Raw genomic sequence first — 19,547 nt, forward strand, 5'->3', positions numbered from 1 at the left:
CCCACCCAGCCCCGGAGGCACCATGGCCACACTGCATCTGCCCTTGAAGGGCGAATATTTCGATCAGATCAAGAGCGGCGAGAAGGTCGAGGAATACCGGCTGGCTACGCCCTTCTGGACCAAGCGGATCGAGGGTCGTGAATATGACGGGATCGAACTCGCCAAGGGATACCCGCCGAAAGGCGACACCAGCCGCCGGATCACGCGCCCATGGCGCGGCTATCGCAAGACCACAATCACGCATCCGCATTTTGGCCCCGATCCGGTCGAGGTCTATGCGATCCGCGTCAACCCATAAATCCCCGGAGAATGAAATGACCGAAGCCGCCACTTCGATACGCCACCACATCAAGGGACTGGTTCACGCCCAGTCCGAGCTTATCCAGATGCTTGATCACCTCGACCAGCACGGCAAAGTTCTGCGCGGCAAAGGCGGACGGGTGGCCGAAAGTTTGCGTGAAATTGCCGCCGATCTTGATCTCGACATGGCGGCGGCTCCCGCCTTCCCCGATTAATCCACCTAACCCCGAAGGAGAAATACCCATGTTCGGAATTTTGAAGTCAGCAGTGAAGGCGGCTAGCGCCGTGGTGGATGTGCCGGTCTCGGTGGCGGCTGATGTCGTCACTCTGGGCGGCGCACTGACGGACAAGGACAAGCCCTACACCGCCGAGGCTGCAGAGCGCCTCGTCAAGAACGTCAAAGACATGTCGGACCCCGAGTCCTGAAAACGCCGGAGACCGCATGGCACCCCAGAAGCCCCGCTTCAATGACCGGATCATCAAGGATGGATTTCCCGATGGCTGGCACGTTCAAGACAGGCTGGATAGCAATGAAGCCCTGCTTATCCGCAAGTCCGATTTTGCCTTTGGCGGGTCGCTTTGCATCTGTACTCGTCCGCGCGCAATGCCAACCGACGAATGGCTGACCACGGCGAAGATCATCGCGCACGGCTTTGATGCTGAGAACGACAAGCGGGCCGAGGCGTTTAGCGCCGCGAACCGCGCCGAAACCTGAATCAAACAATCCCCGGGAGACTGACATGGCCGAAAACAGCGGCATCGAATGGACGACCCACACCTTCAATCCTTGGACCGGTTGCACCGCAGTAAGCGCCGCCTGTGATCACTGCTACGCCGAGGGTTGGGCAAAGCGTAGTGGTCATGTTCAGTGGGGGCCTCATGGTGAGCGTCGTCGCACAAAGACTTGGGGCGCCCCTCTGAAGTGGGATTGTATAGCCGGAGAAACCGGCACTCGTGTTCGTGTGTTCTGTGCAAGTTTAGCCGACGTGTTCGACAACCATAGAAGTATCAAGCCTGAGTGGCGGCAAGAGCTATGGGAGCTGATCCGCATCACGCCGAATATCGACTGGCTATTACTGACGAAGCGCCCACAGAATATCAAAAAGATGCTCCCTGCTGGCTGGGGTGATGGGTGGCCGAATGTCTGGCTAGGCACCACTGTAGAGAACCAAGTCGAGGCGGAGCGCCGCATTCCCGCTCTGCTGAATATCCCTGCGAAAGTCCGCTTCCTGTCCTGCGAACCTATGCTTGGACCTGTGCAGCTTGATCGGATCTGTCAAAGCGATGCAAAAGATCGCGCAGCTTACGAGCGTGGCGAGGTCGAGAGCATTCCTGGCCATTATATCAACGCACTAGAAGGTATCGCTTGGGATGACGAGAACGGCACCTTGAATGGTGAGGTCTTTGACTGCGATCTCAACGATGGCCCGCGGGTCAATTGGGTGATCTGCGGCGGCGAAAGCGGCCCGGGCTCTCGGCCTATGCACCGCGACTGGGCGCGCAGCCTGCGAGATCAATGTGCAAGAGCAGGCACTGGCTTCCATTTCAAGCAATGGGGAGACTGGCTGCCTGGCCCAGGTTTCGCATGTCCCGACGATTTGCCTAAGGACGGTTGGCATCACTTTGACCCGGATTGTTCCGCCAAACGCGTCGGGAAGAAAAAGGCCGGTCGTAGTCTGGACGGCCGTGAATGGAACGGCAGCCCTCAGTTCAACAACAGCGACAATTGAAAGGAACAGCACCATGACCCATCCCGTTGACACACACGTAGGCAAACGCATCCGGCACCGTCGCTGGCTCATCGGCATGACGCAGCAGCAGCTGGCGGATCTATCCGGCGTCAAGTTCCAGCAGATCCAGAAATACGAGACCGGCGCCAACCGGGTTAGCGCTTCCCGCCTTTGGCAAATCGCGGATGCCCTTGGTGTGGCGATCAGTTTCTTCTTTGAGGGGCTGACCGACGCCGCGCATCCGACAGGCGATGAGGGTAACACCCCAAATGATCTGATGGGCGACAAGGAAGCAATGGATCTCGTGCGGTCCTACTACGCGATCCCCGAGAACCAGCGCCGTCGTTTGTTCGATCTGGCGCGCGTGCTCAGCGACGTTGCTTGAGCCTCTGAACGGAGAACACACATGACTGACACAAGCAAAGAGGCGCGGCATCAAGACGCCGCTCGGAACCTCATCCTTAATCGCGCTATTAATGATTTGGAGCAGATTATCAACAATCACGACCCAGAGACAGACGTCCCGATCAAAGACGGTGCCTGGGATCGCCTCGACAGGCTTGCTTGTGAAATCGAGTGCCGAGAACGCGACGCCCTCCGCGCCCAGCTACAGGCGGCACGGGAAGTTATCGGGCGGGCAGGCCGTCACGCCGACGTCATCCGCGGGGCGGTCGAAAGCAACCAAGTTGTGGATAAGGACGTGCACGGGGTTGCGAAAATGATCCGCGATTACTGCCGCACCGCCCTCAAGTCCACCAGCACTGAGGGGGAAGGGTGATGGCTTATGCCCTAGAAAACGAATGTCGCGCCGCAGGGCTAGACCCAAAAGAGGTCTACCGTATCGCCGCCCGCATTGACCAAGCGGCGCGCGATGCCCGCAAATTGGGGTTGGAAGTGTTTGGCGGTTCAACGTCTGGGACCCTCAGAATTATAACTGCTGGCCCCCCTCTTGTTGTCGCCGAAATGAACAGTGGCGCTTGGAATGGCGGCGATGGAGCTACTCATACAGGGGATGACGGGCTGACATACGGGGAATATTGACATGACCGACCTGATTAAAGCAGCGGATGCGCTGGCGGAGGAAATAGAGATCCGTCTCGAAAATGGCTGTGAAATTTGCAACGGCGATTGCAGCGTGGCAAACCCACCTGTGCAAAGCTGTCCGCAACAGCGCCGCTTGCAACGCCTCACCGCCTACCGCCAAGCCCGTGAAAGCGCGGATGGGGTGAAGGTAGCGAGGAAAGCGATGGGGTTAATGCTAGAGGGAATTAGGAAAGGCGGACTTGACACTGAGATGGGCCACCACCTCATTGACGATATTTTTTATCCAGCAATTGACTCGTACATCAAAGCAGCACTGGAGGATTGAGGATGGAAGCACAGGACTTCATCCACCATGCGCGCGCGGAGACAATGCTCGAGGACTTCGCGCGTCTTCGTAAAGCGATCCGCACTGATCACGACATCGAAGCCGCAGATCGCGCGCTAGACAAGTGCGAGCGCTGGTTTGCCTGCATCAACCCGAACCCTAAAGAATACGCTCTGAATAAGGAAGTGGAGAGGCTGCGGGATATCTGCCGAATGGCCCTGCCGTTGATCCGGGCAGCCAACCTCGAGGAAGTAACTGAGACCCGCGACTGGCACGAGATCGAAAGTAGGATCGCGGCCGCCTTGGCTAAGGAGAACACCTGATCCATGAGTGTGCAGTCTCTTTTCGTGAAGGAAGCGGAAGTTGCAAAACTCCTCGGCCATGACGTGAAGTGGCTGAGGGCGAATTCTACCACGCTTGAAGCGCAATACGGCCTGCCGGAGATTGATCCGGCTATCGGTCTAAGACACCGTGAGGCAATTGAGGAATGGGCGCGCGAACGCAACACCAGAAAGGCGAAGTCGCGACCAGGGCGGTTACAATCAACCAACCAAGAGGATCAAAATGGGTTTTGATAAAAGCGTCTGGGACGATAGCGATCCCAGCTATGCGCCTTGCATCAAGCACCGCAAAGACCGCGGGACTTACTTCTGGCGCCCTCCGAAAAAGTATCTGGATGCAGGGTATGCGGTGAAGACATACGCCCTGCCCGGCTGCAAAGGCGATGGACTTGATCATGATCGAGCCCGCCAGTGCCGCGCGCTCACCCGCGAAATGCTGGAATGGTACGACGGAGAGACCAACGGCCGGCAACCCGGAACATGGGGCTGGCTTATTGCTCGATACAAGCACGACCAGTTCAGCGGGATCCACGAGGTCCGTCCAACCACACGTGCGGATTACCTCAAGGCGCTGGCCAGGGTGGAGAACGCCATCAGCAATGTCCTCATCGAGGAGACCAACTACGAGCGCATGATGACGTGGCGCCGGTCGATGCAAGAGAAGGGGCGATCAGTCCACTACATCAAGAAGTGGTTCACGCATTGGGGTCTCGTCAATTCCCACGGGATCAAGATCGGCGAGACGAAATGCCGTGAACTCAAGATCATCCGCGAGGAAATGCGTCTCAAGAACCCGGCCAGCCGCAGCACTTGTATCTCGCGTGATCAGGTGAATGCGGTCGTTGCCGAAGCCGACAAGCGTGGGCAATGCCATGTCTCACTGTCGGTCCTAATCCGGTTCGAGTTCATGTTGCGCGGTGTCGATGTTGTCGGCCAATGGGAAGACGTCAACGGTCGTGAGGGCGGCATTCAGGACGGTGGCAAGATGTGGGTCGACGGCCTGACCTGGGATATGATTTCTCAGGATCTTTCCAGCCTCACCAAGGTGATCAGCAAAACCCGTGACAGCCTGCCCGAACCCTACGTCTACGATCTGAGGAACACCCCCGACATTCAGCGACGGCTGTCGGAGGTTCCAAAAGAGCGTCGGCGCGGGCCGGTCATCACCCTGCCCAACGGTCGGCCACCAAAGAACGGTGTGGTTACACGAGCCTTCAAACAGATCATCCGAGACCTGAAGCTGCCGGAGGAACTTCAGATCCGAGACACACGGGCTGGCGGGATCTCTGAGGCCAAGGGAATGGTTGATCCGTACAGCCTGAGGGATGCTGCACAACACACTCAGGTGACCACAACAGACCGTTATGCGCGGAACCGATCCGAGACTGCGAACAAGGTGGTTTTTATGAGGAACGGAGGCACATGAAGGAACTCTTTAACTACACCCCTGAAACTGGAGAGTTGAAGTGGCGTAGGCGTCCAATCTCGATGTTCAAAACGCTGCACAGTCAGAATGTATGGAACTCCCAAAATGCTGGTAAGGCAATTTTGAAACCAAGCGTTCGCGTATCGGGAAGATCATACAGGACTGCACGTATCGTCTGGTATTTCATCCATGGATTGTACCCTAAATCACATGTCGATTTCATAAATGGAGACCCCTTAGACTTCAGGGAAGATAACTTAGTGCTACGCAGCGCCAGTGATCTTGCTGAGAAGCGCAACTTACCGGCACACAGTACATCCGGCATAAAGGGTGTTTACTATTGCAGGCGTCGTAATAAGTGGCGGGCTCACATCAAGAAGCACGGCAGAAAGATCGCTCTGGGAGACTACGAAAAAAAGGAGGATGCGGTAGCTGCCCGCTTGCTCGCTGAGCAGGAGATATTTGGTACGGGTGGTGGGAATCGAACCCACAATTCCTTTCGGAAACCGGATTTTGAATCCGGCGCGTCTACCAATTCCGCCACACCCGCACATAGGATTCTTACTACCGAGTAACCGCGCCGAGTAACCGCGAGTACCAACAGACCAAGAAACCTATAAAACTCAATACTATACAGTGCATCCACAAGAGATTTTGAATCCCCTGCGTCTACCATTCCGCCACTTGGGCCTCTGCCCCGTTCCTACCCAAGCCAAAGGCCGAGGTCCATAGGCAAATCGCGCGGCTGGCGGCAAAAAAACATCTGCCTGCCGACGGCTGTGCAGCGGGCAACCATCGTGGTTGACCTGCTCATCCCGACGTGGCACCGCTCAGGGCGGATTGCCAGGGAGAGCTTCACAGGATGCTGCGTGCGCTATATCACCGAACGATGGCCTTGGCCGACCACCCAAAGGCGCTGTGGTGGCTGGCCGGCGTTGCCTTCATCGAAAGCTCGGTCTTTCCCATCCCGCCGGATGTTCTGATGATCCCGATGATCCTCGCGCGCCCATCACGTGCCTGGCTGGTTGCGCTGGTGGCTCTGGTCGCCTCCGTGGCTGGCGGATTGCTCGGCTACGCCATTGGCGCATTTTTCTACGACAGCATCGGCCAGCCGGTGCTGGCCGCGATGGGCAAGGCAGATGCCATGGCTGAATTCAACAGCCGCTTCAATGATTTTGGGTTCTGGGCGGTGCTGATCGCCGGGATCACGCCTTTTCCGTATAAGGTCATCACAATCATGTCAGGCTGGACCGGGATGCCAATCGCAACCTTCGTTGTGACCTCCATTCTGGCCCGTGCGCTGCGGTTTTTTGTGGTTGCGGGCTTGCTGTGGCAGTTTGGCGCGCCGATCCGCGATTTCATCGAACGTCGGCTGGGGCTTGTCTTTACGGTCTTTGTGGTGTTGTTGTTCGGCGGGTTTCTTGCAGTGAAGGTATTGTAAACATGAGCCGAATTCTCATCCTGATTGCCAGCGCCGGATCTGCTGCACTGCTGCTTGGTGCCTTTGGATTTCAATACATCGGCGAGATGGCCCCCTGCAAACTGTGCATCTGGCAGCGCTATCCGCATGGCGCAGCTGTCGTCATCGGTGCTCTGGCACTGGCGGTACCGCTGCTGATCCTGCCCTACCTTGGCGCGCTGGCCGCGCTGGCGACTGCCGCCATCGGTGCCTATCATACCGGGGTTGAGCGTGGCTGGTGGGAAGGTCCGAACTCCTGCACCTCCGGCCCGATCGGCAATCTGAGCTCCGAAGATCTGATGCAGCAGATCATGTCGGCACCGCTCGTGCGCTGCGACGAGGTCCCGTGGGAGCTGTTCAGCCTGTCGATGGCCAGCTGGAATGCGATTGCCTCGCTGCTGCTGGCGGTGATCTGGATTGCCGCAGCCAACCACATGCGCAAGAACCGGATCTGATCCCGACGCAGCCAGTCACCGGGAGCCGATGCACAGAGCCCCGGCCGCAGCTCTCCACGCGGCGATCTATCCTTTTCAGCTGTCTTTCTTTGTGGCGAGCAGAAGATTGGTCTCGCTGCTGACCACACCTTCAAAGGTACGGATCTTTGCCAGCGCGGCATCCAACGTTTCCAGCGTTTCGGTGCCCAGCTCGACGATCAGGTCCCAGCGTCCGTTGGTGGTATGGATCGCCCGCACCTCGGGCAGCCCCTGAAGCTGGCGGGTGATGCGGCTGGTGCCGCGCCCCTCGATACCGATCATCATAAGACCGCGAACCGGGTCGCGCAGCACATCCTCTTTCAGCACTACGGAAAAGCCAAGGATATCGCCCTTGGTCTGCAGCCGCTCGATCCGTGCCCGGACGGTGGTCCGCGACAGGTTCAGCTGCAAGGCAAGATCGGAGAGTGAGGCGCGTGCGTTATGGCGCAGGGCGGCAATCAGCCGTTCATCCGTTTTGTCCAATCTGATCTCCATCTTGACGATTTGCCCTACTATATGAGCGAAATGATTGCTGGATTCCACCTCAAATCGGAGCTTTCTAAGAGTATTCACTTTTCGCAGAGGAGATATGCGCGTGACATCCAAGACCTGTATTCTGATCGGCGCTCCCGTAGACAGTGGCAAGCGGCGTGCAGGGTGCCTGATGGGGCCGGATGCCTATCGCACCGCCGGTCTGGGACGTGCCATCGAAAGCCTGGGTCACAAGGTGATTGATCAGGGCAACCTGCGTCCGGCCAGCCATGAGGCCGACACCAATGACGGTCTTGTCTTTGCCCGCAATGAAACCATTGGCTGGACCAACCGCCTGATCCGCGCTGCGGAAGAAGCGATGAAGGACGGCCTGCCGATTTTCCTGGGCGGAGACCATTCCCTGTCGCTCGGATCCGTTGTCGGTGTTGCCAACCACGCCGCCAAGGAAGGCCGTCCGCAATTCGTGCTGTGGCTCGACGCCCATACAGATTTCCACACGCCGGCCACCTCCGACAGTGGCAACCTGCATGGCACGCCGGTGGGGTATTTCACCGGCCGTCCGGATTTTGCGGGCTTTCCGAAGGTGCAGAACCCGGTGCCGCAGGAAAACGTCTGTATGATCGGTCTACGGTCGGTCGACACCCCGGAGCGGCTTGCGCTGGAGGCGAGCAACATTCATCGTCACGACATGCGCGAGATTGACGAGAACGGCATTGCAGGTCCGCTCTCGGCCTTTCTCAACCGCGTGGCCGAGGCCAACGGCATGTTGCACGTCTCGCTGGATGTCGATTTCCTCGACCCCTCCGTGGCGCCGGCTGTCGGCACCACCGTCCCCGGCGGCGCAACTGTCCGTGAGGGGCATCTGGTCTGCGAGATGCTGCATGATTCCGGGTTGATGACCTCGCTCGATCTGGTCGAGCTGAACCCGTTTCTGGACGAACGCGGGCGCACGGCCCATCTGATGGTCGATCTCTGTGCCTCAGCCCTGGGTCGGCGCGTGTTTGATCGTCCGACGCGAAGCTATCAATGAGCCAGCATCAGGCTGCGCCCGCCGAGTACGGCACGCCCCTGCGGCGCGCCATTCCAACAACTGAAACCGCTGGCGGGTCAATGCGCTGCATGCTGGCAGGCATCCACCTTAGCCCCCGTGAAAGGACCCGGTCATGACCCAACCTTCGGACAAGGCGCTTGTGCCTTTTGTAAGCGTCGACAACATGATGCGCCTCATTCACTCGATCGGTATCGACACCGTGATGAGGGACCTCGCCGATTACATCGAAGAGGATTTCAAACGCTGGGAGCTGTTTGACAAGACGCCGCGGGTTGCCAGCCATTCCGACGTCGGCGTGATCGAGCTGATGCCGACCTCTGATGGCGAAGCCTATGGCTTCAAATACGTCAACGGCCATCCGAAGAACACCTCAGAGGGGTTGCAGACGGTGACCGCCTTTGGCCTGCTCGCCGATGTCTACACAGGCTATCCCGTGCTGCTGACCGAGATGACCATCCTGACCGCGCTGCGTACTGCCGCGACCTCTGCGATGGTTGCAAAACATCTGGCCCCGAAGGGCGCCACAACAATGGCGATGATTGGCAATGGCGCGCAGTCGGAGTTCCAGTCGCTCGCCATGCAGGCAATCTGCGGGCTGAAATCGGTTCGCCTCTACGATATCGACCCGGCGGCGACCGCGAAATGTGCCGCCAACCTTGCTGGCAGCGGCCTCACCGTGGTGTCCTGCGCAACCCCCGAAGAAGCGATTGAAGGCGCGCAGATCCTGACCACCTGCACCGCTGACAAGCAATATGCCACCATCCTCACTGACAACATGGTCGGCAGCGGCGTCCATATCAACGCCATCGGCGGTGATTGCCCCGGCAAAACCGAATTGGCACCGGGTATCCTGACCCGCTCCGATGTCTTTGTGGAATTCCCGCCGCAAACCCGCGTCGAGGGCGAGATCCAGCAGATGCCGGAGGATTTTGAGGTGACGGAACTCTGGCAGGTGATCCTTGGCCAGAAACCCGGTCGCCGGGATGACAAGCAGATCACCCTGTTTGACAGTGTCGGCTTTGCAATCGAGGATTTCTCGGCCCTGCGCTACATCCGCGACCGGATCAAGGACACGGATTTCTTTTTGGAGCTGGACATGCTCGCCGACCCGGACGACCCGCGCGATCTCTTCGGCATGGTGCAGCGCGCCAAGGGCTGAAATCGGGATCTTCTCTCGCAGCTATTCTAAGGAAAAAGGCCCCGCCTGTCCGGTCGGGGCCTTAGTTTATTTTTGAACGACTGATGAGATTCAGCTGTCCAGTTCGCTATCCCAATAGAGAAAATCCATCCAGGTTTGATGCAATTCAGGCTTCGGACGGGGCAGACGGCGGGCGATGGCATCCAGCTCATGCGGACTGGGGGCAAAGGGTTTGCGGCGCAGTTTCAGTCCGACCTGCTGCGGTTTCAGGTTGCCCTTGCGCAGATTATCGGCGCTGCAACAGGCCACGATATTGGTCCAGGACGAGGCCCCGCCCTTGCTGCGAGGGATCACGTGATCAAACGTCAGATCCTTCGCCGCAAAGCGCTTGCCACAATACTGACAGCAGAATTCATCACGCAGAAAGACATTATAGCGGGTAAAGGCCACTTTCTTGCGCTTGCGATACCGCTTGAGGGCGACCACGGCGGGAACTTCAAAGGAGGCAGAGGCCGAATGAACCGCCACATCTTCGTAGGTTTTGACCTGTATGACCCGCTCCTGATGGACGGCGACAAAAGCATCCTGCCAATTGCAGACGGATAGCGGCGCCCAGCTGAGTGGCTGCATATCCGCGTTCAGAATCAATGTTCTGAGATTACCAACGGCGACGGTCATACTGCACCTCCTCGTTTCAACAGCGGTGGCCTGCGCCCGGACCAACGCCGTTGACCAGGGCGGCGCAGCAGTCTGTTTCCAGCCTGCCGGATCGTCCCGGTATTGAAAAAAACAAAAGCGCGTGGAGCCCACGCGCTTGTCTTCAAATCAGGTTTCTTGCTGCCAGTGCTCCGCAGGGATACCGACAGATGGCACGGGTAAGGCCAGACAGGTATTCGCAGCCCGATCTGCGGCCGCGTCCTCACCCCGGTGTCATTCTGCGGCGCAACAGGACCACGGATTGCAGTCCGCGCCGGAGGCGCGACATATGCTGTGATCTCTTGCTGATGGATCTGCATGTTCTGCAACGGCTCAACCGCCCTGTCTGCCTGCGTTTCGACACCAGAGCGGGGAGCCCGCCCCTGCTTTGATTTAACTATATATCGTGTCAGTCAGCTGGCAAGCCCCCATTATCAATGATCGCAACGGGGCACTGACCTCGCTTCGCCTCAAGCGGTAGGATGATTCCGTGACAGCGGCATGACAGCTGCTGGCGGGTCGGCGGTCGCGAAATCCCCTATGCGAAAACACTGTCGGCAACGCCGCTGCCCTTGCCAGCCTGCCGGGGGCTGCCTATTGCAGACTGATGACCAGATTGATCCGTTTCAACAAACCCTTCGATGTTTTGCCCCAGTTCACCGACCGCGGCAGCGAGGGCAGCCCGCGCGCCACGCTGAGCGACTGGATTGACCTGCCCGGTGTCTATCCCGCCGGGCGACTGGATCGCGACAGCGAGGGGTTGATGCTGCTGACCGACCAGGGCCGCTTGCAGGCGTGGATCTCGGATCCGCAGCACAAGATGCCGAAAACCTATTGGGTGCAGGTCGAGGGGACACCGGATGCGGCCGCCATTCAGGCGCTTGCAGAGGGTGTTGAGCTGAAAGATGGGCTGACCCGACCAGCCAAGGCCGCATTGATCGACGAACCGGAGGGAATCTGGGCGCGGACCCCACCAATCCGGGTGCGCAAATCCGTACCCGACAGCTGGATCGCCCTCACCCTTCGCGAAGGCCGCAACCGGCAGGTACGGCGGATGACAGCGGCAGTGGGCCATCCGACACTGCGCCTGATCCGGGCGGCCATCGGCATCTGGACTCTTGACGGGCTCAGCCCCGGCACCTGGGAAGATCTGGAGGTGCCCAGCATCCCCGGTCCGCCAAAACCCAAACCCGCCCCGAACCGGCAGGCGATTGCCCGGCGCAAGGCGGTAGGCGCAAAAACAACCCCGTCAGACCCGCAAAAGCCGCCCCGCAAACCACGAAAGCCGCGCAAGCGCTAGGCTGCACGGCTTTCGACGGCGTTTTGTCTGGCAAACCGCTCTGGCGGATCAGAGGCTCAGCTTGTCGCGCATGAAGGCCAGCGCCACGCTCAGACCGTCGGGCGCGATGCCGTGGCCTGTGCCCTTCATGATATGGGCAAAGACGTCCTGAAATCCGGCCTCCCCCAGAGCTTCAGCTGCCTCTGGCAGAGATTGCGGCGGCACCACGTCATCGGCGTCGCCATGCACCAGCAATACCGGCATCTTCGAGACAACTTCGTCCTTCAGCGTTTCGGGCGACAGCAGCCGGCCGGAGAAGGCAACGATTCCAGCCACCGCATCTTCGCGACGCGGGGCCACATGCAGGCTCATCATGGTGCCCTGGGAGAATCCAAACAGCACCACCTGTTCCGGCAGCACATCCTCATCCACCATCAGCGCATCCAGAAAGGCATTCAGATCTTCGATGGAGGCCATCATGCCGCGCATCGATTCCTCTTCGGAGGAGCCGTCGATCCAAGGGATCGGGAACCACTGGAAACCAAAGGGCGTGCCTGCGCAGCGCTCCGGGGCGTCCGGGGCCACAAACAGCGTATCAGGCAGATGTTCCCCCAACGGGTCCGCCAGCCCCAGCAGATCGGCCCCATTGGCGCCATAGCCATGCAGAAACACCACCACAGATCGGGTCTGCCCCGACAGGGGCGCCTTGCGTTCAGCTGTCAATACTCGTGTCATCGGATCCCTTCCCTGTCCTTTGCCACCCGGTAATAGGCCCAGAGCACGCGCGCCGCAACCGACCGCCAGGGTGACCAGACTTCAGCTATGCGGCGCATCTCGGCGGGTTTTGGCCGCTGCGGCAGATCGAGCAGGATCCGCGCACCCTCTTGCAGGGCCAGATCACCATGGGCAAAGACATCCGCTCGACCAAGCGAAAACATCGCATAGATCTCTGCGGTCCATGTGCCAATACCAGACACTTGCGTCAGGATTTTGATCACCTCGGCATCGGGGAGCTGGCGCAGCGCGTCAAAATCAAGTCCCGCTGCCGCAAGAGCATGGGCATAGCGGATCTTCTGACGGCTGAGGCCAACCGCGCGCAGGTCGTCCTCGCTGGCGGCGGAAACAGCAGGCGCAGTGTCCAACCCGGCTCCGACCATCCGGCCCCAGATCGCATTGGCGGAGGCAACGCTCACCTGCTGACTGACAATCGCGCTGAGCAGTTCGGCAAAACCCTCCGGTTTGCGGCGCAGCGGCAGGGGCCCGCAGAGGTCGATCGCGCGGGCAAAGCGCGGGTCGCTTGCGGCCAGCCATTGGGCGCCCTCACGCACACAGGCATCGCTGGTGATGATCCGCCCGATTGCGGCCGACCGGGCGTCACCGCCAAACTGACCGACCGGAGTTTGCGATCCTGTCATTCTACGGCTCCTTTGCGTCTTTTTCGCGCGCATAGCGCACCGATGCAGCATCAATCTTGCCCTGTCGGATTTTCGGGGATACGCATCTGCCATGACAGACAGCCTCCCCCTCCCCGACGACCGCATCGCCAAGCGCAATGTTGTCATTCTCGTGCTCGCGCAGGCCTTTCTGGGTGCGCAGATGCCGATGATCTTCACCATTGGTGGTCTCGCAGGTCAATCGCTTGCCAGCAATGCCTGTTTCGCAACGCTGCCGATTTCGCTGATTGTGGCCGGTTCCATGCTGGCGGCAACGCCGATTTCGGCGATCATGCAGCGCTACGGACGTAAGGCGGGGTTCTTTGTTGGCGCCGCTGGTGGCACATTGGGTGGGGTCATCGGGGCTTATGGGCTCTACCTCGGCTCGTTTCCGATCTTTCTCCTCGGCAGTTTCCTCACCGGCATCTACATGAGTGCACAGGGATTTTACCGTTTTGCCGCCACCGATACCGCCTCTGATGCGTTCCGGCCCAAGGCAATTTCCTATGTGATGGCTGGCGGTCTGCTCTCCGCGATCATCGGCCCGCAGATCGTGAAGGCGACAAGCCAGGCCTTTGTGATCCCTTTCCTTGGCACCTATATGGCCGTGGTCGCCGTCAATGTGCTGGGCGCAGTCCTGTTCCTGTTCCTGAAAATCCCGAAACCGCCGGTTCCCAGCGAAGATGCGCCCCGGGGGCGCAGCCGGATGGAGCTGTTGCGCAACCCCACCATCGCGGTTGCAGTGATCTGCGCCATGGTGTCCTACGCGCTAATGAACCTGGTGATGACGTCGACACCGCTGGCCGTTGTTGGCTGCGGCTTCAGCGAAGGCAGCGCGGCGGATGTCGTCACCGCCCATGTGCTGGCGATGTATGTACCGTCCTTCTTTACCGGGCATCTGATCGCGCGTTTCGGTGTCGAAAAAATCGTCGGCGCGGGCCTTGTGATCCTGGGCGGAGCTGGCGCTGTTGCCCTGCAAGGCGTTGATCTGGAAAATTTCTTTGTCGCGCTGGTCCTGCTGGGTATCGGTTGGAACTTTGGCTTCATCGGCGCAACCACGATGCTGGCGGGTGCTCATGAAAGCTATGAACGCGGCCGGATGCAGGGGCTCAACGATCTGCTGGTCTTTGGCGGTGTCACCTTTGCCTCGCTGGCTTCGGGCGGGTTGATGAATTGCTCTGGCGGCAGCCCGGTCGAAGGCTGGACCGCAGTCAATATGGCGATGGCACCCTTCTTGGTGCTGGCGGGCGGCGCGCTGTTGTGGTTGGTGCTGAAACCGCGTCCTGTTCACGGTCACTGATCTCCGGCGAGCCGAGACCGCACGACATGAAAAGACGCCTGACGGGGAGCCGCAGGCGTCTTTCTTATCTGGTCCTATCCGGCGTCTGATGCCTTACCATCGCCCGGTGGAGACCCGGTAGATCAGGCTGGCACGGCGGCGGAACTCACTGGTGCCCAGGGTCCCGTCGGCCACCCGCCGAGGCTCGGTCACCGCCTGTTGCAGGATCGCGCTGGCCTGCCAGCCCGGCAGCAGTGCGGGCAAGGCGGATTTTGCGATTGCAGCACGATTGGAGCGAGCGTCCTTCAGCGCTGCAAGACCGCTCTCCGCCAGCGCGCGCACCCCCTCCGGCGTGCCATCCAGCAGCGGGACGCGTTTCTCGGCAACCAGCTTAGGAATTGCCCGCAGCCAGTTGGCGACGCCCACGCCATAGGCGAAGCGGCGCACAAGCGTCTCATCCCGCGCGCCCAGTGTCGCCGCTGCCATCCACATGAGTGCGCCCGTCGTCTTGTCGATGTGATCCGCCAGCGCTGCCTCATCCTCGAAGGGGTCGCGGTAGATGTCCCAGCGCCGCGCCTCTGCCATGGCATCAATATGCACCGCAAGGTCAGGCCGCAGCACCGCCCCCAGTGGCGTTGCGACGTAATGCCGTCGCACCGGGCCACCGGCCGCAATCTCTGTCCCGACATCGCGCCACCACTGCACGCGCATCTCGGCAATCATCGACTCCGCCGAGGCCCAGGGCGCCCGCGCCAGCTCAAGGTTGAAGGCGTAGAGCGTAAACAGCGCCGCCCGCGCTTCAACCGGCGCAGCCATCACCGTGGCAAAGCGATCCGGGTCGCCCTTTTGCACCAGATCGGCGCAGGCGGTCACATCATCGTCAAATGCAAGCATCAAGCCGCGCCGCCCGCCGTGTCAGTGTCCCGCAGCAGCTTCCAGCGGATCGCATCCAGCAGCGCTTCAAAGGAGGCGTCGATTATGTTGGCACTGACGCCGACCGTCGACCAGCGCCGCCCCTTGCTGTCTTCGCTGTCGATAATGACCCGCGTGACAGCCTCGGTGCCGCCCTGGGTGATCCGCACCTTGAAATCGACCAGCCGCATGTCATCCAGCGCCTTGGAATACTGGCCGAGATCCTTGGTCAGCGCTTTTGCCAGCGCGTTGACCGGCCCGCGGTCGCTGCCGGTCTCATCGAGGGATTCACTGACCGATAACAGCTTCTGGCCGTCCACTTTCACAACAACAACCGCCTCGGAGAGCGACACCATGCGGTTGTATTTGTTCTTGCGCCGCTCGACCGTCACCTTGTACCGCTTCACCTCAAAGAAACCGGGCAATTGCCCCAGTTCCTCGCGCGCAAGGATCTCAAACGAGGCCTGCGCGGTATCATAGGAATAGCCCTCGGCCTCACGGGTTTTGATCCGCTCCAGAATACGCGCGAGGGCCGGGTTGCCGGTCTCGACGCTCAGGCCCGCCTCGGACAGGCGCCGGCGCAGGTTCGACTGACCTGCCTGATTGGACATCGGGATGATGCGCGTATTGCCGACCAGCGCCGGGTCGATATGCTCATAGGTGCTTGGATCTTTCAGGATCGCGCTGGCATGCAGCCCCGCCTTATGCGCAAAGGCCGACGCCCCGACATAGGCGGCCTGTTTCGTCGGCACCCGGTTCAGGATCTCGTCCAGCATCCGGCTGAGCGCCGTCAGAGTGCTCAGGGCCTCCCGGCTGACACCGATGTCATAGCGATCGGCATAGGGCTGCTTCAACAACAGCGTCGGGATCAGCGTTGTCAGATTGGCATTGCCGCAGCGCTCGCCCAGACCGTTGAGCGTGCCCTGAATCTGCCGCGCCCCGGCGTCGACTGCCGCCAGCGAACAGGCCACCGCATTTTCGGTGTCATTATGGGTGTGGATCCCCAGACGCTCCCCCGGCAACCCTGCCGCGATCACCTCCTTGACGATGCGGCCCACATCCGCCGGAAGGGTGCCGCCGTTGGTGTCACAGAGCACAACCCAACGCGCGCCGGCCTCAAGCGCTGTGCGACAGGCCGCAAGCGCATAGTCCGGATTGTCCCGGTATCCGTCAAAGAAATGTTCGGCATCAAACAGCGCCTCGCGCCCCTCGGCCACCAGATGGGCGACGGAGGCGCGGATATTGTCGAGGTTTTCCTCAAGATCGATCCCCAGCGCATGGGTCACGTGGTAATCATGGCTCTTGCCGACCAGACAGACCGCGGCGGTGCCGGCGTTCAGCACCGCCGCCAGCACATCATCATTTGCCGCCGAACGCCCGGACCGTTTGGTCATGCCAAAAGCGGTCATGGTGGCCCGCGTTCTGGGGGCGGTTTCAAAGAAGCCGCTGTCCGTCGGATTGGCCCCCGGCCAGCCGCCTTCGATGTAATCCACCCCAAGCCCATCCAGTGCGGTTGCGATCCGAACTTTCTCAGCGGTGGAAAACTGCACGCCCTGCGTCTGCTGCCCGTCCCGCAAGGTGGTGTCATAAAGGTAAAGACGGTCTTTGGTCATGGCTGGCCTCATGGCTTGGCAAAGTATGGTCGTTGCCCCGTCATGAGGGCCTCTGCTGTCTGTTGGATCTGCCGCAGGCGGGCCCGGCGCCCACCTGCGAGGATCCGTATCGGGGGCTAGATCGCGCTGAGTTTTTCGGGGTCGAAATCCGGCCCCGGCACCAGCTGGACCCCCTCCTTGGACATCCGCACCTCGACGCCTGCGGTAAGATAGGCGGTCTTCAACCGGTCGACCTCGGCGAAATCCTTGGTTTTCATTGCGATCTCTCGAGCCTCGAAAAGCGCTTTTTCATAGGCGCTTAAATCAATATCTTCACCTGCCGCCCAGGCCCCCATCTCATCACTCAGCAAGCCCATCAGTTCGGCCGATGCAAGTAGATCCGCCGCGGCACCAGCCGAGGCCAGCCTGTGCAACTCCGCAAGCGCACCCGCTGTATTCAGATCGTCCGACAGCGCCTCCAGAACCGCGGCAGCAGCGGTGGGCGCGGGCTCGATGCCCGCGGTCAGCGCCCGCCATTTGCGCAGCGTTGCCTCCGCTTCCTTTGCCTTCTTGTCGGTCCAATCCATCGGTTTTCGATAATGGGTTTGCAGGAATACAAGGCGGATCACCTCGCCCGGATAGCCCTGATCCAACAGGTCGCGCACGGTGAAGAAGTTGCCCAGTGATTTGGACATCTTCTTGCCCTCGACCTGCAACATCTCATTGTGCAGCCAGATTTTTGCAAAATCGCCCTCGGGATGGGCGCAGCAGCTTTGCGCAATTTCATTCTCGTGATGCGGGAACATCAGATCATTGCCGCCACCGTGAATGTCGAAACTCGCGCCAAACAGCTCGTGGCTCATGGCGGAGCATTCGATATGCCAACCCGGGCGCCCCCGCCCCCAGGGGCTGTCCCAACCCGGCAACTCATCGGTGGAGGGCTTCCACAGTACGAAATCCATCGGATCGCGCTTGTTATCCGCCACTTCAACCCGCGCGCCTGCGATCATGTCATCCACTGAGCGACCGGAGAGCGCGCCGTAGTCCCTGTAGCTCTTGACCGAGAACAACACATGGCCTGCCCCGTCGGCATAGGCATGGCCCTTGGCAATCAGCGCTTCGATCATGTCAATCATCTGCGGGATATAGGCGGTTGCGCGCGGCATATGATCCGGCTCCAGCGCGCCCAGTTCAGCCATATCCGCCAGATACCAGCTGATGGTTTCCTCAGTCCGCTGCTGCACCAGCTCTTCCAGCGTACCCGGCGCACCTGCTTCCTTGCGCGCCAGAGCGGTTGCGTTGATCTTGTCGTCCACATCAGTGAAGTTGCGCGCGTAACTCACGTGGTTTGCGCCATAGATATGACGCAACAGACGATAGAGCACATCGAACACCACGACAGGGCGCGCATTGCCCAGGTGGGCGCGATCATAGACCGTCGGCCCGCAGAGATAGAGGCGTACATCGTCGGGATTGATCGGGTTCAGCACCTCTTTGCCGCGGGTGCGTGTGTTGTGCAGCTTGATCGTCGTCATCACAAATCCTTCGTCTGACCGGAACGCAAGGGCGCCTCAGGCCAATCTCCCAACGGGTGCCGCAGATCAGCGGCGCGCAGCGCGGGCTTAGCAACTTGTTCAAAAGAAGGGAACGACAGAAACCAGCCCGCTGAGTTTTTCAGCAGGTAATGCAGCAGGTAATAATGTTGCACAGCCGGTTCATGGGATTTGCATAACACAAGGCAGTAGCTCCGCCAAGCCTGCAAATCGACCACAGGAGGACACCGCGGGTACGGGGCGATCCGGGCGGGGTATCTGCACATGAAAACGGCGCGCCCACCGAAATGGACGCGCCGCTATCATCCCCGGGGGGATAACATCAGAACTGGTAAGAGGCGCGCAGCGACACGGTGGTCGCATCGGCGCTGATGCCGGTGCTGCCCAGGTTGTCGAAGTCATGCTCCAGAACTTCGCCGCCGACGGTCCATTGATCGGTGACACGATAGGCCACGCCAATGCCGTAGAATTCACCGGTTTCATCACCGACGGAGGTATCAACCTGCGCCACACCGCCGGTCACATAGGCCAGCACCGGGCCGAAATCATAGCCGGCCTTGACCTTGCCGCGCATCACCGAGTCCACAGTGGCAGCGCCGCCGCCCAGATCCACATCGGTGGCGTCATAGTCGATTTCCCCACCCAGCACGAAGCGGCCGAAGTCATAGTTGTAACCGGCATGAACACCGTAAGAGACGTCATCTCCCGACAGGCCATTGCTGGTGTCTGCGTCCAGCTGCCCAATTTGGCCACCGATATAGGCACCGGTCCAGTCACCACCGTCATTGGCAACCACAACGGGCGGTGCGGCAGGTGCTGGTGCCACGACGGGCTCTTCCAGATTGCCGGCAAAGGCCGGAGTGCTCAGTGCGGCGGCGATAGCGGCCATGGATACGATACGAGTCATCTCGACTTCTCCTTGTCTGTCTTTCGACATCTGTCTTTGCTTGGACGCGCTACTCTCGCGTCTGCCTCACCTAAAGAAGATTGCCGGCCGCTTTGTTCCAGCCCCCTGCGGATTTTT

General features: G+C 60.1%; 25 protein-coding genes, 1 tRNA gene and 1 pseudogene. 18 read left to right on the plus strand and 9 right to left on the minus strand.

Annotation, left to right across the window (positions count from 1 at the left end; genetic code table 11):
- Positions 1 to 22: 22 nt before the first annotated feature.
- From VWY34_RS14375 to VWY34_RS14430, 12 genes and pseudogenes are all read left to right on the plus strand, one after another.
- The gene (locus tag VWY34_RS14375) at positions 23 to 298 is read left to right on the plus strand and encodes an ASCH domain-containing protein (protein WP_416551482.1); all 276 of its coding nucleotides are present in this window, start codon (positions 23 to 25) and stop codon (positions 296 to 298) included.
- Between the two features lie 16 nt (positions 299 to 314).
- Positions 315 to 515, plus strand: a complete 201-nt coding sequence (locus tag VWY34_RS14380; protein ID WP_416551480.1) for a hypothetical protein — start codon at positions 315 to 317, stop codon at positions 513 to 515.
- A 28-nt stretch (positions 516 to 543) separates the two neighbouring features.
- Complete coding sequence (locus tag VWY34_RS14385) at positions 544 to 726, plus strand: hypothetical protein (RefSeq protein ID WP_416551478.1); 183 nt, start codon at positions 544 to 546, stop codon at positions 724 to 726.
- Between the two features lie 16 nt (positions 727 to 742).
- Positions 743 to 1,015: a hypothetical protein gene (locus VWY34_RS14390; RefSeq protein WP_416551476.1), complete on the plus strand. Its 273-nt coding sequence runs from the start codon at positions 743 to 745 to the stop codon at positions 1,013 to 1,015.
- 25 nt (positions 1,016 to 1,040) lie between these two features.
- Positions 1,041 to 2,030, plus strand: a complete 990-nt coding sequence (locus VWY34_RS14395) for a DUF5131 family protein (RefSeq protein WP_416551474.1) — start codon at positions 1,041 to 1,043, stop codon at positions 2,028 to 2,030.
- A 13-nt stretch (positions 2,031 to 2,043) separates the two neighbouring features.
- Positions 2,044 to 2,415 carry a helix-turn-helix domain-containing protein gene (locus VWY34_RS14400; protein ID WP_416551472.1) on the plus strand — a complete coding sequence of 124 codons (372 nt, stop codon included), beginning with the start codon at positions 2,044 to 2,046 and terminating at the stop codon, positions 2,413 to 2,415.
- A 21-nt stretch (positions 2,416 to 2,436) separates the two neighbouring features.
- Positions 2,437 to 2,808: a hypothetical protein gene (locus VWY34_RS14405; protein ID WP_416551470.1), complete on the plus strand. Its 372-nt coding sequence runs from the start codon at positions 2,437 to 2,439 to the stop codon at positions 2,806 to 2,808.
- A 264-nt stretch (positions 2,809 to 3,072) separates the two neighbouring features.
- Positions 3,073 to 3,399 (plus strand): hypothetical protein, encoded by a 327-nt coding sequence (locus VWY34_RS14410; RefSeq protein WP_416551468.1) that lies wholly within the window; start codon positions 3,073 to 3,075, stop codon positions 3,397 to 3,399.
- 2 nt (positions 3,400 to 3,401) lie between these two features.
- Positions 3,402 to 3,722: a hypothetical protein gene (locus tag VWY34_RS14415; protein ID WP_416551466.1), complete on the plus strand. Its 321-nt coding sequence runs from the start codon at positions 3,402 to 3,404 to the stop codon at positions 3,720 to 3,722.
- 3 nt (positions 3,723 to 3,725) lie between these two features.
- The gene (locus VWY34_RS14420; RefSeq protein WP_317959805.1) at positions 3,726 to 3,974 is read left to right on the plus strand and encodes a hypothetical protein; all 249 of its coding nucleotides are present in this window, start codon (positions 3,726 to 3,728) and stop codon (positions 3,972 to 3,974) included.
- On the plus strand, positions 3,964 to 5,166 hold the full coding sequence (locus VWY34_RS14425; protein WP_416551464.1) for a hypothetical protein: 1,203 nt from the start codon (positions 3,964 to 3,966) through the stop codon (positions 5,164 to 5,166). The genes VWY34_RS14420 and VWY34_RS14425 overlap by 11 nt, the downstream gene beginning before the upstream one ends.
- Positions 5,167 to 5,228: 62 nt before the next feature.
- A pseudogene (locus VWY34_RS14430) lies at positions 5,229 to 5,435 on the plus strand (HNH endonuclease); the annotation flags it as partial.
- A 194-nt stretch (positions 5,436 to 5,629) separates the two neighbouring features.
- Here the strand turns inward: VWY34_RS14430 and VWY34_RS14435 are convergent.
- Positions 5,630 to 5,716 (minus strand) — tRNA-Leu (locus VWY34_RS14435).
- 312 nt (positions 5,717 to 6,028) lie between these two features.
- Here VWY34_RS14435 and VWY34_RS14440 point away from each other — a divergent pair.
- Together VWY34_RS14440 and VWY34_RS14445 are read left to right on the plus strand one after the other, a co-directional pair.
- Entirely contained in the window at positions 6,029 to 6,607 is a 579-nt protein-coding gene (locus VWY34_RS14440; RefSeq protein ID WP_416545883.1) for a YqaA family protein, read from the plus strand.
- Between the two features lie 2 nt (positions 6,608 to 6,609).
- Positions 6,610 to 7,080: a disulfide bond formation protein B gene (locus VWY34_RS14445; protein WP_416538778.1), complete on the plus strand. Its 471-nt coding sequence runs from the start codon at positions 6,610 to 6,612 to the stop codon at positions 7,078 to 7,080.
- Between the two features lie 75 nt (positions 7,081 to 7,155).
- On the opposite strand, the gene VWY34_RS14450 is transcribed toward VWY34_RS14445, so the two are convergent.
- Complete coding sequence (locus VWY34_RS14450) at positions 7,156 to 7,581, minus strand: Lrp/AsnC family transcriptional regulator (RefSeq protein ID WP_340545642.1); 426 nt, start codon at positions 7,579 to 7,581, stop codon at positions 7,156 to 7,158.
- Between the two features lie 112 nt (positions 7,582 to 7,693).
- Between VWY34_RS14450 and rocF the strand changes: the two genes are divergently transcribed.
- Positions 7,694 to 8,620, plus strand: coding sequence for an arginase (gene rocF, locus VWY34_RS14455; protein ID WP_416545885.1), 927 nt, complete (start codon positions 7,694 to 7,696; stop codon positions 8,618 to 8,620).
- 133 nt (positions 8,621 to 8,753) lie between these two features.
- Positions 8,754 to 9,800, plus strand: a complete 1,047-nt coding sequence (locus VWY34_RS14460) for an ornithine cyclodeaminase (RefSeq protein ID WP_416534901.1) — start codon at positions 8,754 to 8,756, stop codon at positions 9,798 to 9,800.
- A 90-nt stretch (positions 9,801 to 9,890) separates the two neighbouring features.
- On the opposite strand, the gene VWY34_RS14465 is transcribed toward VWY34_RS14460, so the two are convergent.
- On the minus strand, positions 9,891 to 10,457 hold the full coding sequence (locus VWY34_RS14465) for an HNH endonuclease (protein ID WP_340545645.1): 567 nt from the start codon (positions 10,455 to 10,457) through the stop codon (positions 9,891 to 9,893).
- A gap of 625 nt (positions 10,458 to 11,082) precedes the next feature.
- Between VWY34_RS14465 and VWY34_RS14470 the strand changes: the two genes are divergently transcribed.
- On the plus strand, positions 11,083 to 11,775 hold the full coding sequence (locus VWY34_RS14470) for a pseudouridine synthase (protein ID WP_416545887.1): 693 nt from the start codon (positions 11,083 to 11,085) through the stop codon (positions 11,773 to 11,775).
- 48 nt (positions 11,776 to 11,823) lie between these two features.
- Here VWY34_RS14470 and VWY34_RS14475 read toward each other — a convergent pair whose 3' ends face one another.
- Complete coding sequence (locus VWY34_RS14475) at positions 11,824 to 12,489, minus strand: alpha/beta hydrolase (protein ID WP_340545647.1); 666 nt, start codon at positions 12,487 to 12,489, stop codon at positions 11,824 to 11,826.
- Positions 12,486 to 13,169, minus strand: a complete 684-nt coding sequence (locus tag VWY34_RS14480) for a DNA-3-methyladenine glycosylase family protein (protein ID WP_416545889.1) — start codon at positions 13,167 to 13,169, stop codon at positions 12,486 to 12,488. The genes VWY34_RS14475 and VWY34_RS14480 overlap by 4 nt, the downstream gene beginning before the upstream one ends.
- A 91-nt stretch (positions 13,170 to 13,260) precedes the next feature.
- Here VWY34_RS14480 and VWY34_RS14485 point away from each other — a divergent pair, with 91 nt between their 5' ends.
- Complete coding sequence (locus VWY34_RS14485) at positions 13,261 to 14,487, plus strand: MFS transporter (RefSeq protein ID WP_416538780.1); 1,227 nt, start codon at positions 13,261 to 13,263, stop codon at positions 14,485 to 14,487.
- 93 nt (positions 14,488 to 14,580) lie between these two features.
- Here VWY34_RS14485 and VWY34_RS14490 read toward each other — a convergent pair whose 3' ends face one another.
- The 4 genes from VWY34_RS14490 to VWY34_RS14505 all read right to left on the minus strand — a co-directional run bounded on the left by VWY34_RS14490 (position 14,581) and on the right by VWY34_RS14505 (position 19,430).
- A complete protein-coding gene (locus tag VWY34_RS14490) occupies positions 14,581 to 15,360 on the minus strand; it encodes a squalene/phytoene synthase family protein (protein ID WP_416545891.1) in 780 nt (259 codons plus the stop codon).
- On the minus strand, positions 15,360 to 16,991 hold the full coding sequence (cimA, locus tag VWY34_RS14495) for a citramalate synthase (protein WP_416545893.1): 1,632 nt from the start codon (positions 16,989 to 16,991) through the stop codon (positions 15,360 to 15,362). The genes VWY34_RS14490 and cimA overlap by 1 nt, the downstream gene beginning before the upstream one ends.
- A gap of 116 nt (positions 16,992 to 17,107) precedes the next feature.
- Complete coding sequence (cysS, locus tag VWY34_RS14500) at positions 17,108 to 18,505, minus strand: cysteine--tRNA ligase (protein ID WP_416545895.1); 1,398 nt, start codon at positions 18,503 to 18,505, stop codon at positions 17,108 to 17,110.
- 340 nt (positions 18,506 to 18,845) lie between these two features.
- The gene (locus VWY34_RS14505; protein WP_340545653.1) at positions 18,846 to 19,430 is read right to left on the minus strand and encodes an outer membrane protein; all 585 of its coding nucleotides are present in this window, start codon (positions 19,428 to 19,430) and stop codon (positions 18,846 to 18,848) included.
- Between the last annotated feature and the right edge of the window lie 117 nt (positions 19,431 to 19,547).

Origin of the sequence: Phaeobacter sp. JH20_02 (assembly GCF_048056915.1) — a bacterium.
GTDB classification, from domain to species: Bacteria; Pseudomonadota; Alphaproteobacteria; order Rhodobacterales; family Rhodobacteraceae; genus Phaeobacter; species Phaeobacter bryozoorum.

Bases quoted from the DNA above. Each gene is read 5' to 3' on its own strand.
- VWY34_RS14375 (WP_416551482.1), top strand. From the start codon at position 23: ATGGCCACACTGCATCTGCCCTTGAAGGGCGAATATTTCGATCAGATC.
- VWY34_RS14380 (WP_416551480.1), top strand. From the start codon at position 315: ATGACCGAAGCCGCCACTTCGATACGCCACCACATCAAGGGACTGGTT.
- VWY34_RS14385 (WP_416551478.1), top strand. From the start codon at position 544: ATGTTCGGAATTTTGAAGTCAGCAGTGAAGGCGGCTAGCGCCGTGGTG.
- VWY34_RS14390 (WP_416551476.1), top strand. From the start codon at position 743: ATGGCACCCCAGAAGCCCCGCTTCAATGACCGGATCATCAAGGATGGA.
- VWY34_RS14395 (WP_416551474.1), top strand. From the start codon at position 1,041: ATGGCCGAAAACAGCGGCATCGAATGGACGACCCACACCTTCAATCCT.
- VWY34_RS14400 (WP_416551472.1), top strand. From the start codon at position 2,044: ATGACCCATCCCGTTGACACACACGTAGGCAAACGCATCCGGCACCGT.
- VWY34_RS14405 (WP_416551470.1), top strand. From the start codon at position 2,437: ATGACTGACACAAGCAAAGAGGCGCGGCATCAAGACGCCGCTCGGAAC.
- VWY34_RS14410 (WP_416551468.1), top strand. From the start codon at position 3,073: ATGACCGACCTGATTAAAGCAGCGGATGCGCTGGCGGAGGAAATAGAG.
- VWY34_RS14415 (WP_416551466.1), top strand. From the start codon at position 3,402: ATGGAAGCACAGGACTTCATCCACCATGCGCGCGCGGAGACAATGCTC.
- VWY34_RS14420 (WP_317959805.1), top strand. From the start codon at position 3,726: ATGAGTGTGCAGTCTCTTTTCGTGAAGGAAGCGGAAGTTGCAAAACTC.
- VWY34_RS14425 (WP_416551464.1), top strand. From the start codon at position 3,964: ATGGGTTTTGATAAAAGCGTCTGGGACGATAGCGATCCCAGCTATGCG.
- VWY34_RS14440 (WP_416545883.1), top strand. From the start codon at position 6,029: ATGCTGCGTGCGCTATATCACCGAACGATGGCCTTGGCCGACCACCCA.
- VWY34_RS14445 (WP_416538778.1), top strand. From the start codon at position 6,610: ATGAGCCGAATTCTCATCCTGATTGCCAGCGCCGGATCTGCTGCACTG.
- VWY34_RS14460 (WP_416534901.1), top strand. From the start codon at position 8,754: ATGACCCAACCTTCGGACAAGGCGCTTGTGCCTTTTGTAAGCGTCGAC.
- VWY34_RS14465 (WP_340545645.1), bottom strand. From the start codon at position 10,457: ATGACCGTCGCCGTTGGTAATCTCAGAACATTGATTCTGAACGCGGAT.
- VWY34_RS14470 (WP_416545887.1), top strand. From the start codon at position 11,083: ATGACCAGATTGATCCGTTTCAACAAACCCTTCGATGTTTTGCCCCAG.
- VWY34_RS14475 (WP_340545647.1), bottom strand. From the start codon at position 12,489: ATGACACGAGTATTGACAGCTGAACGCAAGGCGCCCCTGTCGGGGCAG.
- VWY34_RS14480 (WP_416545889.1), bottom strand. From the start codon at position 13,169: ATGACAGGATCGCAAACTCCGGTCGGTCAGTTTGGCGGTGACGCCCGG.
- VWY34_RS14485 (WP_416538780.1), top strand. From the start codon at position 13,261: ATGACAGACAGCCTCCCCCTCCCCGACGACCGCATCGCCAAGCGCAAT.
- VWY34_RS14490 (WP_416545891.1), bottom strand. From the start codon at position 15,360: ATGCTTGCATTTGACGATGATGTGACCGCCTGCGCCGATCTGGTGCAA.
- cimA (WP_416545893.1), bottom strand. From the start codon at position 16,991: ATGACCAAAGACCGTCTTTACCTTTATGACACCACCTTGCGGGACGGG.
- cysS (WP_416545895.1), bottom strand. From the start codon at position 18,505: ATGACGACGATCAAGCTGCACAACACACGCACCCGCGGCAAAGAGGTG.
- VWY34_RS14505 (WP_340545653.1), bottom strand. From the start codon at position 19,430: ATGACTCGTATCGTATCCATGGCCGCTATCGCCGCCGCACTGAGCACT.